At 69.9% G+C, this 12,719-nt stretch carries 13 protein-coding genes and 2 pseudogenes; 7 read left to right on the top strand and 8 right to left on the bottom strand.

Going from position 1 to position 12,719, the window contains the following annotated elements; genetic code table 11:
* Positions 1-28: 28 nt before the first annotated feature.
* Positions 29-880 (bottom strand): oxidoreductase, encoded by an 852-nt coding sequence (locus AC0KTA_RS34725; RefSeq protein WP_481052157.1) that lies wholly within the window; start codon positions 878-880, stop codon positions 29-31.
* 232 nt (positions 881-1,112) lie between these two features.
* Between AC0KTA_RS34725 and AC0KTA_RS34720 the strand changes: the two genes are divergently transcribed.
* Positions 1,113-1,970, top strand: coding sequence for a helix-turn-helix transcriptional regulator (locus AC0KTA_RS34720; protein ID WP_481052156.1), 858 nt, complete (start codon positions 1,113-1,115; stop codon positions 1,968-1,970).
* 8 nt (positions 1,971-1,978) lie between these two features.
* Here the strand turns inward: AC0KTA_RS34720 and AC0KTA_RS34715 are convergent, their stop codons facing one another.
* Complete coding sequence (locus AC0KTA_RS34715; protein WP_481052155.1) at positions 1,979-3,484, bottom strand: SulP family inorganic anion transporter; 1,506 nt, start codon at positions 3,482-3,484, stop codon at positions 1,979-1,981.
* Positions 3,485-3,952: 468 nt separating this feature from the next.
* Here AC0KTA_RS34715 and AC0KTA_RS34710 point away from each other — a divergent pair, with 468 nt between their 5' ends.
* The 4 genes from AC0KTA_RS34710 to AC0KTA_RS34695 all read left to right on the top strand — a co-directional run bounded on the left by AC0KTA_RS34710 (position 3,953) and on the right by AC0KTA_RS34695 (position 6,795).
* Positions 3,953-4,363 (top strand): MerR family transcriptional regulator, encoded by a 411-nt coding sequence (locus AC0KTA_RS34710; protein ID WP_481052154.1) that lies wholly within the window; start codon positions 3,953-3,955, stop codon positions 4,361-4,363.
* 50 nt (positions 4,364-4,413) lie between these two features.
* Positions 4,414-4,680: a VOC family protein gene (locus AC0KTA_RS34705; protein ID WP_481052153.1), complete on the top strand. Its 267-nt coding sequence runs from the start codon at positions 4,414-4,416 to the stop codon at positions 4,678-4,680.
* Between the two features lie 356 nt (positions 4,681-5,036).
* The gene (locus AC0KTA_RS34700) at positions 5,037-5,585 is read left to right on the top strand and encodes a YciI family protein (protein WP_481052152.1); all 549 of its coding nucleotides are present in this window, start codon (positions 5,037-5,039) and stop codon (positions 5,583-5,585) included.
* Positions 5,586-5,655: 70 nt separating this feature from the next.
* Complete coding sequence (locus tag AC0KTA_RS34695) at positions 5,656-6,795, top strand: GDSL-type esterase/lipase family protein (protein WP_481056669.1); 1,140 nt, start codon at positions 5,656-5,658, stop codon at positions 6,793-6,795.
* Positions 6,796-7,423: 628 nt separating this feature from the next.
* Here the strand turns inward: AC0KTA_RS34695 and AC0KTA_RS34690 are convergent.
* Positions 7,424-8,041 (bottom strand): hypothetical protein, encoded by a 618-nt coding sequence (locus tag AC0KTA_RS34690; RefSeq protein WP_481052151.1) that lies wholly within the window; start codon positions 8,039-8,041, stop codon positions 7,424-7,426.
* A 3-nt stretch (positions 8,042-8,044) separates the two neighbouring features.
* Positions 8,045-8,536 (bottom strand): sigma-70 family RNA polymerase sigma factor, encoded by a 492-nt coding sequence (locus AC0KTA_RS34685; protein ID WP_481052150.1) that lies wholly within the window; start codon positions 8,534-8,536, stop codon positions 8,045-8,047.
* Between AC0KTA_RS34685 and AC0KTA_RS34680 the strand changes: the two genes are divergently transcribed.
* Positions 8,526-9,287: a tetratricopeptide repeat protein gene (locus AC0KTA_RS34680; protein WP_481052149.1), complete on the top strand. Its 762-nt coding sequence runs from the start codon at positions 8,526-8,528 to the stop codon at positions 9,285-9,287. The genes AC0KTA_RS34685 and AC0KTA_RS34680 overlap by 11 nt on opposite strands.
* A gap of 12 nt (positions 9,288-9,299) precedes the next feature.
* Here AC0KTA_RS34680 and AC0KTA_RS34675 read toward each other — a convergent pair.
* From AC0KTA_RS34675 to AC0KTA_RS34660, 4 genes and pseudogenes are all read right to left on the bottom strand, one after another.
* A pseudogene (locus AC0KTA_RS34675) lies at positions 9,300-9,818 on the bottom strand (IS5 family transposase); the annotation flags it as partial.
* Positions 9,764-10,396 (bottom strand): annotated as a pseudogene (locus tag AC0KTA_RS34670) (phosphotransferase); the annotation flags it as partial. The pseudogenes AC0KTA_RS34670 and AC0KTA_RS34675, both read right to left, overlap by 55 nt.
* A 275-nt stretch (positions 10,397-10,671) precedes the next feature.
* On the bottom strand, positions 10,672-11,124 hold the full coding sequence (locus AC0KTA_RS34665) for a hypothetical protein (protein WP_481052148.1): 453 nt from the start codon (positions 11,122-11,124) through the stop codon (positions 10,672-10,674).
* A 220-nt stretch (positions 11,125-11,344) separates the two neighbouring features.
* Positions 11,345-11,773, bottom strand: a complete 429-nt coding sequence (locus AC0KTA_RS34660; RefSeq protein ID WP_481052147.1) for a MerR family transcriptional regulator — start codon at positions 11,771-11,773, stop codon at positions 11,345-11,347.
* Positions 11,774-11,801: 28 nt separating this feature from the next.
* Between AC0KTA_RS34660 and AC0KTA_RS34655 the strand changes: the two genes are divergently transcribed.
* Positions 11,802-12,704: a methyltransferase domain-containing protein gene (locus tag AC0KTA_RS34655; protein ID WP_481052146.1), complete on the top strand. Its 903-nt coding sequence runs from the start codon at positions 11,802-11,804 to the stop codon at positions 12,702-12,704.
* Positions 12,705-12,719: the final 15 nt, after the last annotated feature.

The following is a 12,719-nucleotide window of genomic DNA, read 5'->3' as shown; positions in this document are numbered from 1 at the left end:
CGCGCCGGGGGCCCGGCAGCGAGTGACGTCAGGCGGGCCGGCTGACGTCGTCGAAGTCGGTGGAGACCGACAGCTCGGCCCATGCCAGCATGTCGCGCTCGAAGGCGTCGCGTCCGGCCCGGACGAGCCGAAGCGCGTCGGTGCCGAGCAGCAGGCGCGTCGGCGGCTGGTCGGCCGCCACGATGCGCAGTACCGCGGCCGCGGCCTTGTCCGGGTCGCCCGGCTGGCGCCCGCTGCCGTGGACGCGCCGGGCGCGCAGCGGCTCGAACAGCTCGTCGTAGTCGGCGATCACACGGGGTGCGCGGGTCATCGAGCGGCCTGCCCAGTCGGTGCGGAAACTGCCCGGCTCGACGGCGGTGACATGGATGCCGAAATCGGCGACCTCCTTGCCGAGCGTTTCGAGGATGCCCTCCACCGCGAACTTGCTGCCGTGGTAGAAGCTGAGGCCCGGCATGGTGATCAGCCCGCCCATCGAGGTGACGGCGATGATGTGGCCCGAGCGGCGCTCCCGCATGTGCGGAAGGACGGCCTTGATCACCGCCACGGTTCCGTAGACGTTCACCTCGAACTGGCGGCGAAGGTCGTCCATCGACGACTCCTCGAAGAGGCCGTCATGGCCGTACCCGGCGTTGGCGACGAGTACGTCGACCGGGCCCAGGTCGCGCTCGGTCTCGTCCACGACCGTGTCCGCCGCGTCATGGTCGGTCACGTCCAGGATGCGGGCGTGCGCGTCGCCGGCGAGCGCCTCGAAGGCCCGTGCGTCGGCGGGCGTGCGTACCGTGCCCACCACCCGGTGGCCCGCGGCCGACGCCGCGCGCGCCAGTGCGCGGCCCAGGCCGGTGCTGACGCCGGTGATCAGGAATGTCTTGGTGTCCGACACAGGAGTTCCCTTCGAGCGATTCGTGCGATGTGAACAGAGGCCGACCGGGGGGCCGTTGGGCCCCGGTCGGTCTCGACGCGTTCCACTTCAGCACCGGAATCGGCTGCCGATCGTCTTCCGGAGGGTCCGCTTCGCCCCGGGGACGGCCGGGCCCGGGGACAGCCGGACCGGGGGACTGCCAGTCCCCCTTTCGCGGGTCGTCGGGGCGATCTTGGGCCCTATCGTGAACGGCATGGACCGCAACACAGCTCTCGGTGAGTTCCTCCGCTCCCGGCGGGCACGGATCACCCCGCGCCAGGCGGGCCTGTCCGACGACGGCGGCGCTCGGCGGGTGCCGGGACTGCGCCGCGAAGAGATCGCGCAACTGGCGGGCGTGAGCGTCGACTACTACGTACGCCTGGAACGCGGACGCCGGCTGAACGTCTCCGAGACCGTCCTTGACGCCATCTCCCGCGCGCTACGCCTCGACCCCGTCGAACGAACCCACCTGTTCCAGCTCGCCAAGCCCGCCGCAGGCAGGCCCCGCCGCGCGGCGACGCGTCCGCAGGCGGTCCGCCCGGGGCTGCGCGACCTGCTCCGGATCCTCGAGCACACCCCCGCCCTTGTGCTGGGGCGGCGACTGGACGTACTCGCGTCCAACCAGATGGCACGCGCGCTGCTCACCGACTTCGACGCGCTGCCGCACCGCGAGCGGAACTTGGTGCGGTTCATGTTCTGCGACGAGGCCGCCCGCTCGCTGTACATCCACTGGGACACCCACGCCCGGGACATCGTCGCCTCGCTCCGGCGCGACGCCGGACGCCATCCCCACGATCCACTGCTTGCCGAACTCGTCGGCGAACTCTCGATCACGGATGAGGACTTCCGCCGCTGGTGGGCCGACCAGAACGTGTATCGGCACACGCACGGCAGCAAACACTTCCACCACCCGGTCGTCGGCCCGCTCACCCTCAATTACGAGTCCCTCACCCTGCCCGCCGACCCGGACCAGCGGCTGAGTGTCTATACCGCCGAGGCAGGCTCCAGCTCCGAAGAGGCGCTTCGGCTGCTGGCCGCGTGGATACGGCAGCCCGAGACCTCGTCGAGCTGAAACTCGAGCTAGTGGCTCCCGGCGAGTTCGCCGCTGAGCTTCTCGTGGATCTGGGCGCTCGGCTGGTTCAGGCCGATGATCTCGACGGTCTTGCCGCGCTGCTTGTACTTGGTCTCGATGGCGTCGAGGGCGGCGACGGAGGAGGCGTCCCACATGTGGGCGGCGGTGAGGTCGATGACGACCTTGTCGGCGTCGGTGGCGTAGTTGAACCGGCCAACGAGGTCGTTGGAGGAGGCGAAGAACAGCTCACCGGTCACGGAGTAGACGACGCTGCCTCCGTCGGGGTCGGTGACCGCGGTGACGTCGGCGAGGTGAGCGACGCGCCTCGCGAAGATGACCATGGCGGTGATCGTGCCGACGACGACGCCGATGGCCAGGTTGTGGGTGGCGACCACGCAGGCCACCGTGACGACCACGACGGTGATCTCGCCGGTGGGCATCCGCTTCAGCGTCTTCGGGGCGATGGAGTGCCAGTCGAAGGTCGCGAACGACACCATCACCATCACCGCGACCAGGGCGGCCATCGGGATGTCGGAGACGACGGGTCCGAAGACGACGCACGGCACCATGAGGAACGCGCCCGCCAGGAACGTCGACAGGCGGGTCCGGGCGCCGGACACCCGTACGTTGATCATGGTCTGGCCGATCATGGCGCAGCCGCCCATACCGCCGAAGAAGCCGGTGACGATGTTGGCGATGCCCTGGCCGATGGACTCGCGGGTCTTGGAGGAGTGCGTGTCGGTGATGTCGTCGACCAGCTTGGCCGTCATCAGGGACTCCATCAGGCCGACCAGCGCCATGGCGAGCGCGCAGGGGGCGATGGTGGTCAGGGTGTCCATCGTGAAGGGCACGTCGGGCAGGCCGGGGACGGGCAGGGAGGAGGGCAGGTCCCCCTTGTCCCCGACGGTGGGCACGGCGATTCCGGCGGCTACCGTGATCACGGTGAGGATGACGATGGAGACGAGCGGCGCCGGGATCACCTTGGTGACCTTCGGGAAGAACACCATGAGCGCGAGGCCGCCGATGATCAGCGGATAGACCGACCAGGGCACGTCGTGCATCTCCGGCACCTGCGCAATGAAGATCAGGATGGCCAGGGAGTTGACGAAGCCGACCATCACGCTGCGCGGCACGAACCGCATCAGCTTGGCCACCCCGAGCGCGCCCAGGACGATCTGGAAGACACCGGCCAGGATGACGGCGGCGATCAGGTAGCCGAGGCCGTGTTCGCGGTTGAGCGGGGCGATGACCAGGGCGACCGCGCCGGTGGCGGCGGAGATCATCGCGCGGCGTCCGCCGACGATCGAGATCACCACGGCCATGGTGAAGGACGCGAACAGGCCGATCGCCGGGTCGACGTCGGCGATGATCGAGAACGAGATCGCCTCGGGGATCAGCGCCAGAGCGACGACCAGACCGCCAAGGACCTCGGTGCGCCAGACCTTCGGGTCGTTCAGCCAGTCGGGCTTGAGGCCGCGCAGCCGCGCGGCCGGGGACAGTGCGGACGTAGACAAGAGCAAGTACCTGTCGTGCTCGGGCACACCCGGCGTCGTGGGGGCGTGCGGAAGGCGTCGGAAGACCGGGCGGCCCTCCACGAAGCCCACGTACGGCGGGCCGAAGTTCAGTAATCAGAGAGCAGCAGGCGCGAGCGGGAGGGAGCTCCTGGCGCTGCTTCAGGGCGAAGGATCACGGCGGGCAGGCGGCGGCGCCGGGCGTCATGGGCATGCGCACGCTCTCTCCTGCAGGCATCGGTCTTCGCCGGGGGCATCGTCGGCCCCGACACGGCTGACGGTCACGGGAACGGTCCCGCACCATGGGACACGGGAACGGTCCCGCACCATGGGACACGGGAACGGTCCCGCACCATGGGAGCGGGGACGGCACGGAGCCGACCCCGACGATCACTTACTCTACCCTGACGTTACGGTAGAGATCGACGTCGGCCGCCTGTGGCCTCGGCGACAGGGAGGAAGGGCGCCCGCGTGAGCAGCGAGCACATGCAGATCGGCGAGGTCGCCGCACGGACCGAGCTGTCGCTGCGCACCATCCGGCACTACGAGGAAACCGGCCTGGTCATTCCCTCGGCCCGCTCCCAGGGCGGCTTCCGCCTCTACACCGAGGCCGACGTGGCCCGCCTGATGGTCATCCGCCGCATGAAGCCGCTCGGCTTCACCCTGGACCAGATGCGCGACCTCCTGGAGGCCACCGACCGCCTCGACTCCGGCGAGGAGTTGGCGGCCGACGAGCGCGAGGCCCTGCTGGAGCGCGTGCGCGGCTATGAGCAGGACGCGGCCGAGCAGGTGGAGAAGCTGCGTACGCAGTTGGCGCGGGCCGAGGAGTTCGCCGCCACGCTGCGCGAACGCCTGGCCCGGGACCAGGTCGCGACGACTTAGCGGCTTTCCGGTCACCCGATACCCCAGTATCCGGACGACAAGGAGCCACCTTGAACAAGTTCTGCTGGATGGACCTCAAGACCCGCGACGTGACGCGCACCGCGGCCTTCTTCTCGACAGCACTGGGCTGGCGCTTCGCAGTGAATGAGGACGACTGGCGCAAGGCCACCAAAATTGCCGCCACCGGTTACCGGATCGGCAGCTGGGGCACGCCTGCTTCCCGGGCAGCACCGCGCCCGAGCGCCCCGGGAAGCTCATCGCACCGGGAAACCGTGACGCCTGGGGCGCGGCGCTGGGCGAGTGGATGTGCGAGCTGAAGCTGCGCGACCGGCTGCGGACCCTGGTCGAGCAGCGGCAGCGCACCCTGTAGTGTGCACGGTCACCCTCCTCTACGCCCGGGCCGGGCAGCCGGGCCCAGGGAAGGTTCCATCGGCGGGCCGTTGCTGTGGCCGGCCGAAGAGCCCTGGCTGATGTGCGCCGAACCGGACCACTACAAGCCGCTCGACGCGCCCGTAGGGCCGGAGCCGGTCGCGATGGTCCCGGTAGTCCAGCTGTATGCACGGTATGTGCCCGGACCTGTCTTCCCCGCCAATGCTGCCTCGTTTGGAGCGCGGGGGCATCGTCGCCAGAAGCCAGTTGAGATGGTGCCCTTGGTAGGAAAGGATCAGTGGCCATGGAGTTCTTCTGCTACCACCGTGATCGGCCCGGCTCCCTCGCGTTACGCGAGGGGTTGCTGGAAGAGCGCTGGTCCTACATGGACCGGTACGCGAAGGAGCTGATCGCTCGCGGCCCGACCTTCGCCGATGATGGTGAAACACCCACCGGCAGCGTGCACATCATCGACCTGCCCGATCCCGCCGCCGCCCGCGCGTTCGCCTTCGACGAGCCCAACTACCAGGCCGGCGCGTACCGGGACGTGCTGCTGCGCCGGTGGCGCAACGTGCTGGGGCGCACCATGTGGGATTGCCCCGGCGGCCGGACCGGTGGCAACCGGTACCTGGTGCTCGGCCTCGGCGAGGGCCCAGCCGCTGACCTTGCCCTGCCGCTCGACCGGAACGAGTTGGTCGCGTACGGGCCGCTGCTGTCCGACGACGGCGACACCTGGCTGGGTACGGCGGTGCTGCTCAGGGCCTCTGATGCAGAGACGGCGCGAGCCGTCCTGACTGCGGACCGGTACGCGGACATCGAGGTACACGACTGGGAGTTCGGCGGGCGTCGATGAGCCGCGAAGGCACCGGGTTGATGAAATCTCCGGACCCCATTGACCTGGGAAAGGAGCGGTGACGGTGGCGATGCGGGCGGTTCCACTGGTGGGCGGGCCGGTGGAGTTGCGGGGCGCGCTGGACCTGGAGACCACACAGGCAGGGGTGATGCCGCGCCGGTTGCCCGCGTGGACCAAGGAGCAGTACCAGGACCCGTCGGTCTACGGGGTGAGCGTGATGCCTTCGGGGGTGCGGCTGGTGTTCCGCACCGATGCGCGCGCATTGGAGTTCGAGGTACTCACCTCCACTGGCCAGCTCGACTCCGACCCTCACCCTCGCCCGACAGGGATGCTGGAGTTGCTGGTGGACGGCGTCTTGGCGGGGCGTCGGCAGGCGCCGGTGGGCAACGTGCTGCGGATGGCGGGCCCCGGGGCCGTACAGCGACTCATCCCGGGCGAGCCCGGGACCGTACGGTTCGCCGGGCTGCCGACCGGCATGAAGGACGTCGAGTTGTGGCTGCCACAGCAGACCCCAACGGAACTGGTGGCACTGCGCGCTGACGGCGACGTGCTGGCACCGCTGCCGGACGGGCGGCGCCGCTGGGTGCACCACGGCAGTTCCATCAGCCACTGCATCGAGGCTGACGGCCCGACCGGAACCTGGCCGGTGGTGGCGGCTGCGCTTGGAAGGGTGGAGGTGATCAACCTCAGCCAGGCGGGCAACGCGCTGCTGGATCCCTATGTCGCCCGGACGATCCGCGATACGCCCGCCGACCTGATCAGCCTCAAGGTGGGCATCAACATCGTGAGTCTGTCCGCCTTCCGGCTGCGGACGTTCGGTCCGGCGGTACACGGATTCCTGGACACGGTCCGGGACGGACACCCGGACACCCCGCTGCTGTTGATCTCTCCGGTGAGCTGTCCGGCCCTGGAAGAGGCCCCCGGCCCGACCGCGACCGGCCCGGACGGGAGGCTCGCTGCCCTGGGCGACCCCGCCGATGTGGCCGGCGGGGCATTGTCGCTGGCGGTGGTCCGTGCCGAGCTGGCCCGGATCGCTGCGGCACGACAGGCGTCTGATCCCCACCTCCACTATCTCGACGGACGCGAGCTGCTCGGCCCGGACGAGGCAGATGACCTGGCCGACGGCCTTCACCCCACCGCCGCCGCATACCGTCGAATGGGCAAGCGCTTTGCAGCCCACGCCTTCGCGACCGATGGTCCCTTCCGCTGAGTGAGCTGGGCTCCGCACCCTCCAGGTGCTCGCGCGACGCCGACACTCAGCTACATGCCGTCTGGTGTCAGCTTCGGGAGTACAGGGCCGATGCGCCCCGCACGACGGCCGCGGCCTGACGGGCCCTCCAAGAACTGGAGCACCGAGGCCACCGCGAGCCGGCCGGACGGCCATGCGGGCTGGCCCCGAGCGGGAAGAGGTCCGCGAACTCCGCGCCGGCCACTGGCACTGTCGGTCGCCAGCCGTGGACTGTGTCGACGGGGACGGCGGTGTTCACGGACCCACGTATCACTCTCGCTATCCCACCCGGGCCGTCCAGGCCCGATCGTGCCTGGGCTACTCCGATGGGCGCACAGAGTCCTGCGAGGCCACTTGGCACTGAGTGCACACGCCAGCCCCGACTCTGCGGCTGAGACGGGGCTGGTCAACTGGAGTTCGTGGTGATGACGAGGCGCTTGGCGACGTCGCGCAGACCCACCTCCTGCTCGCGCAGGTGGTCTTGCCGAGATTGCGGGCGGCGCCGATCTGCTGGCGTGGTACGCCCGACTCTTCGGCACAGCTGGAATCCGATTCGGGACCGTGGCACCAGCCTCGTGAGACCGCTGCGGCCGGGTCGACCGTTCACGGGTCAGCAGGCGTCGGCGAGTTCTTCGATTCGGTCGGCGAGGTGCTGGTCGGGGTGGTGAAGGAGGGCGCCGTCGACTTCATCGACCTTCAGGCGGTCGACGGCTTCGCGCAGTGCTTTCGTGTTGCTGTCCAGATGGGGGCAGCGGGATCGCGGGGAGAGATGGGCGGTGGCGCCAAGGATGAGGGCTTGGTGGGCCCAGTGGTCGGCGTCCCGCAGTTCGCCGCGGTGCAGATGGAGGAGATAGAGGCAGTGGGCGGCGGTGGCGTTGCCGGCTCCGGCGGCGAACTGCCACCACCACAAGGCCCCGTCCCACTCCTGGACGAGGTTGAGCAGGCATCCGAAGTGCAGGGCGCCGTCAGCGTCGATGGGCTCGAGGGCGAGGCTGGACAGGTGCTTGGCGGCGGTCTCGCTGCGGAGGAACGCGGTGGACAGGGCCCGCAGGTCGGCCTCGGCATGGTCCAGAGGGGTGGGGAGGTGGCCCTCGGGCGCGGGGCGGGCACCGAGCATGAGCACGGCGGTGACGTCGCGGACGCTCTCCTGCCGCAGGTCGTCCAGGTCGTCGTCGGTGACCATGTCGGGGAGAGCGGCCTGGTGGAGAATCTCGTCGAGGTGGCGCACGGTCTACTCCTTCTCCTCGTCATCACCCAGGTCCAGGTCCAGGTTGAGGCCGAGTCTGGTGGCGATCCGCTTGCGGGCCTGGCGGCGGTGGGTCCTCACGGTGCCCGCGCTGATGCCCATGATTGAGGCGACCTGTCTGGAGGGGTAGCCCAATACGTAGTGCAGGATGATGACGTCGAACTGTCGCTCGGGCAGCACGGCTATGGCGGTGTAGAGGCCGAGCGGGGTTTCCTGCTCCGCCAGTTGCTCGCGCATGGCGTCCAGCGTGGCACGGACAGCTTCGTGCACGGCGGTGGTTCGCGCGGTTGCCGGGGCCGTGCTGCGCCCGTCGGCGGTGGGGCCGGGGTTCATGCGCAAGTGGCTCTCGACGCGCATCTTCAGCGCCCGCCAGGCGTAGGCCTCCGGTCCGCCGTCTTCGAGCAGGACGACGGCACGCGCCGAACAGGGCCGCCCCGATGATGCCTGGGCCCTGGCCGACCACGCCTTGGAGCTCAACCCCCGCTCGGGCCCGGCAGCCCACGCCCGGGCCCACGCCGAACACGAACACGGCACCGGCCCCGCCTCCACCGCCTTCATCGACGCCTGGCTCGCGGCCGACCCGCATGCGGTGCAGCGCCGCCATCTGCAATGGCACGCCGCCCTGCAGTCCATCGCCGCAGGCGACTTCGCCGACGCCCGCCGCCGCGCCGACACCGAACTCCATTACGGAGACGTGGGGATGCGCTCGGCGACCAACTGGCGCCTTCTGCTCGCCGGTCAGACCCCCGCCCGCACCGCCGACCTCGAACACATCCACCATCTGCTGGCCGAACCGGGCGGCTGGGCTGAGGTGTTCCACACCTTCCAGCTCGCCCTCGGCCTCGCTGTCGCCGCCGACACCGACGCCCTCGAAGCCCTCGCCCGCCGCGCCGCCAACGACCCCCGCCCCGACTACGCCGAGGTTCTCGCACCCGTCGTCCAAGCCCTGGCACACCTCACCGCAGGCAGCCCCGGGCAATCCGTCGATCTCCTCACCGCCCTCGGCGACCAGGCCGAACGCATCGGCGGCGTCCGCGTCGAACGCGAAATCATCCAGGACACCCTCGCCCGCGCCCTGATCGACGCCGGCCAACCCCAACACGCCGCCCACCTGCTCCACCACCGCACCACCACCCGCCATCACCACACCTACGAGGACCTTCTCCTCACCCCCACCCAGGACGCAGCCACCACCGCGGTCGGGAATCCCGCAGTCCCAGCCGGATGACGTTGCGCCAGCAGCATCACCCCACTGTCCAGGCGTAATGACGAATGCGAGTGGGCGGCGGCTGCCGTCGCCGGCCAGGTGGATCTTGCAGGTCAGCCCGCCCCGGGACCGGCCCAGGGCTTCGTCGTCGCGGTGCTGAGCGGGTCGGCTGCGTCGACCCGGAACGCGTGGTGGGCGTTCACGAGGACCGGCGGCGTGCTGGTGAGCCCGGCAGAACGTCGAGTCGACACCGACCATGGTCCGGTCGATCCGGCCCTCCGCATCCGCGTCGACCTGAACAGCCCGCAGGAGCCTGTCCCAGGTACCGTCCGCCGACCAGCGACGATGCCGGTCGTAAACCGTTTTCCACTTCCCGAACCGTGGCGGCAGATCCCGCCACGGGACACAGGTCCGCTGGCGGAAGAGAACACCGTTGATCACCCTGCGGTGGTCCTTCCACCGCCCGCCACGCCCGACATTCCGCGGCAGGTGCGGCTCTAGCCGGGCGTGACCAAGGGAGTTCGCGGTTCGTGGATCGCTTCGTGGTTGCACCAGTCGCACACCCAGGGCGGGGCGTCGAGCGTCGGTTCGGGCGGCGCAGGCAGTTCCCGCAGGTACCAGGGCAGATTGCTGTACACATGCAGCAGCGTGTACGCCAGCAGGAGCCGCGGCTCGAAGGTCTGTCCGTACGCCGCCGTGAACCAGGTGAGCAGCTTCGGCTCCGCGCGCGTGACGAACAGGCCGAAGCCCAGCAAGTCCAGAATCTGCTCCAGCCAGCTCGGCGCGAGCCCGTGCCGACGCTGCTGCTCGACAGCGCCCGCGCGCTGCCGTGCGGTGAACTCCCGCCAGTCGCCGGGCCCAAGGACGTCCGCGAGCGGCGCGTGGCCCAGCGCGTGCAGCGCGGCGAGCGCCTCACCCGCCCGCGCCACGATCCCGTCCCGCTCGCCCACCGAGATCCGCGGCCACGCGAGATGCAGGCCCTCGCCGGGCAGCCGGGACATCAGGACGTAGCTCCAGCCGTTCTCGTACGCGCCGAAATCATGCAACCGGGGTGTGGCGACGGGGAGTTGTCCCTGTACGTGGCCGAGCACCCGGGCCTCGGTAGCGCCGTCCTCCGCCGCGGCGCCGGGAAGACGAGCTGAAGCGCACATTCCACGAGACGAACGGAGCGGCGCCGCGACTGACTAGCGCGTATCCAGAAGTGCTGTACGCAACGCGAGCCGAGACTGCGTGATGCGGGAGGCGTTGGCACTGCCCTCGCCAGGCCTTCGTTCGAGATGTCACGGCGGAGGTTGGGTCAGCGTGCGCCCGTCGACCGTCTTCGCCCATGTGTCCCGGCCGAGTGCGAGGGGTTGGAGGGCCGGCGGCCCGGGCACGGCGTGCACGGGCCGCCACACGCTGATGCTCAGTGGTCGTTGATGAAGCCCGCGACCGAGCCGCCGTTGTCGCCGCGGCCCTCGAAGTTGAGGGTGTACTGGCCGCCCTCCGCCAGGTTGTACCTGCCGCCTTCGGCAGCCGAGTGGGACTTGCAGGTTCCCTTGCCGCCGCGGGCGTACATCTTGTAGCCCTCGATGTCGGGGTTCAGACGGTCCACCGTCGTCCAGGCCGAGTGGCCGTTCGCGGCCGTGTCGCACACGGAGATTATGTCTCCGCGCTCCTTCACGTAGACCTTGACACCGGTGCCCGACCACACGTGGTCCCACGAGCCACCGCCGGGCGGCGCGGGGGCGGCCGTGGCAGTTGGCGCGTTTATGGTGCCCAGCGTGGCCAGGGCGGCCGCGCCGATCAGGGCGGCGACGGTGCGACGGGCACGGCGTGAGCGATGCCTGTCGGTAGAGAATGCGCTGATCTGAGGCATGTTCCCTCTCAGGTGAGGCGGCTGGATGTCGTGGTCACCTTACGAACCACTCGACATCACGTCAGGCGAAAACAGGCCGATGTGATCAAGTTGGCATGCACAGGATCGCGTTCTCCCGGGGGACGCCCCCGGCACCCAGTCGGACCCGTTACCGACAGGACTTCTGGAAAGCCGCTTGGCTGTGCCGTCTCATGGGGTTGGTGCCGCGGCCTCGATCACTTCACTGCTGTCCGGCCGGACTTCGGGAGCCGGCCCGCTCAGCGATGAGCCGCCGGTAGTTCGGGCACTGGGTGACGTCCTCGTACGCGCAGTTGAGACCGCCCTCGATGAGCTCCAATGAGGCCTGGGCCGCGGCGATTCTCGACCGGAGCTCCTCGGCCGCGGGACGCAGGATCTCGTGCCGGGTGGCGCGGTCGACGGTCGCGGACAGGCTCCTGATAGTGGTCAGGCCGAGGCCGGCGTCCTTCAAGATGAGGATCGTCGCCACGCGGGTGAGGTCGTCCGCACCGTAGCGGCGGCGCCCGCCGGCGTCCCGTCCGGGGTGCAGCAGGCCCATCGTCTCCCAATGCCGCAGCACATGCGTGGCCAGGCCGAACCCTGCCGCGAGGGCGCCGATGCTCAACGTGCCGCCGTCTTCGCTTGACTTCATGTCGACATTAAGTCGCAGCATGACGTCCATGTCGATGAATCAGGAAGCGGTGGAAGAGCACCGCGACACCGAAGCCCTGCGCGACACCGAAGCCCTGCTGGCCGTCCTCGACGCGGCGGACCGGATGCCGAGCGCCGTTCGGCTGCGGGCCCGCTCCTACGAACTGCTTTCTCTCGTCCCGGGCTCGACCGTCGTGGACGTCGGCTGCGGCGCCGGACGAGCCGTCGCCGAGCTGGCCGAACGCGGCGTCCACGCGGTGGGCGTGGACCCGAACCCGCGGATGCTGGCCGCGGCCCGGGAGCGGTGGTCGCAGGCCGAGTTCCGGGAGGCGGAGGCGGAGGATCTGCCGTTCGCCGACGGAAGCGTGCGCGGCTACCGTGCCGACAAGGTCTTCCACGTACTTCAGGAACCAGGGCGCGCGGTGGCGGAGGCACGACGGGTCCTCTGCCCGGGCGGCAGGATCGTCCTGGTCGGTCAGGACTGGGACGCCATCATGATCGACTCGGATGACGCGGAGCTCACCCGCACGATCGTGCACGCCCGCGCCGACCTCCTGGGCACGCCCCGCGCCGGCCGCCAGTACCGCGGCCTGCTCCTGGACGGCGGCTTCAACGACGTCACGGTCGAGGTGCACACCAGCGTGTTCACCGACCCCTCGATGCTGCCGCTGCTCACCAGGCTCGCCGAGCCGGCCTGCGCCGGCGGCGCCGTCGGCCGCGAACAGGCGGACGAGTGGCTCGCCGAACAGCACCACCGCGCCGAGACCGGCCGCTTCCTCGTCGCCATTCCCTTCTTCGTGGCCTCCGCGTCCGCCGGCACCGGGTCGACACCCGCAGCGGCGGCCGCGGCGGCGACATCGCACGGACATCCTCACCCCGCACAAGATCACCAGCTGGATCACGGCTTTCGTGACGCGCCCGTACGACGCTAGGGGTCTTTTCTTGAA

Source organism: Streptomyces sp. Y309 (genome assembly GCF_056712025.1).
This window is presented reverse-complemented; position numbering and strand designations above follow the sequence as displayed.

Bases quoted from the DNA above. Each gene is read 5' to 3' on its own strand.
- AC0KTA_RS34665 (WP_481052148.1), bottom strand. From the start codon at position 11,124: ATGCCTCAGATCAGCGCATTCTCTACCGACAGGCATCGCTCACGCCGT.
- AC0KTA_RS34700 (WP_481052152.1), top strand. From the start codon at position 5,037: ATGGAGTTCTTCTGCTACCACCGTGATCGGCCCGGCTCCCTCGCGTTA.
- AC0KTA_RS34655 (WP_481052146.1), top strand. From the start codon at position 11,802: ATGTCGATGAATCAGGAAGCGGTGGAAGAGCACCGCGACACCGAAGCC.
- AC0KTA_RS34660 (WP_481052147.1), bottom strand. From the start codon at position 11,773: ATGAAGTCAAGCGAAGACGGCGGCACGTTGAGCATCGGCGCCCTCGCG.
- AC0KTA_RS34695 (WP_481056669.1), top strand. From the start codon at position 5,656: ATGCGGGCGGTTCCACTGGTGGGCGGGCCGGTGGAGTTGCGGGGCGCG.
- AC0KTA_RS34720 (WP_481052156.1), top strand. From the start codon at position 1,113: ATGGACCGCAACACAGCTCTCGGTGAGTTCCTCCGCTCCCGGCGGGCA.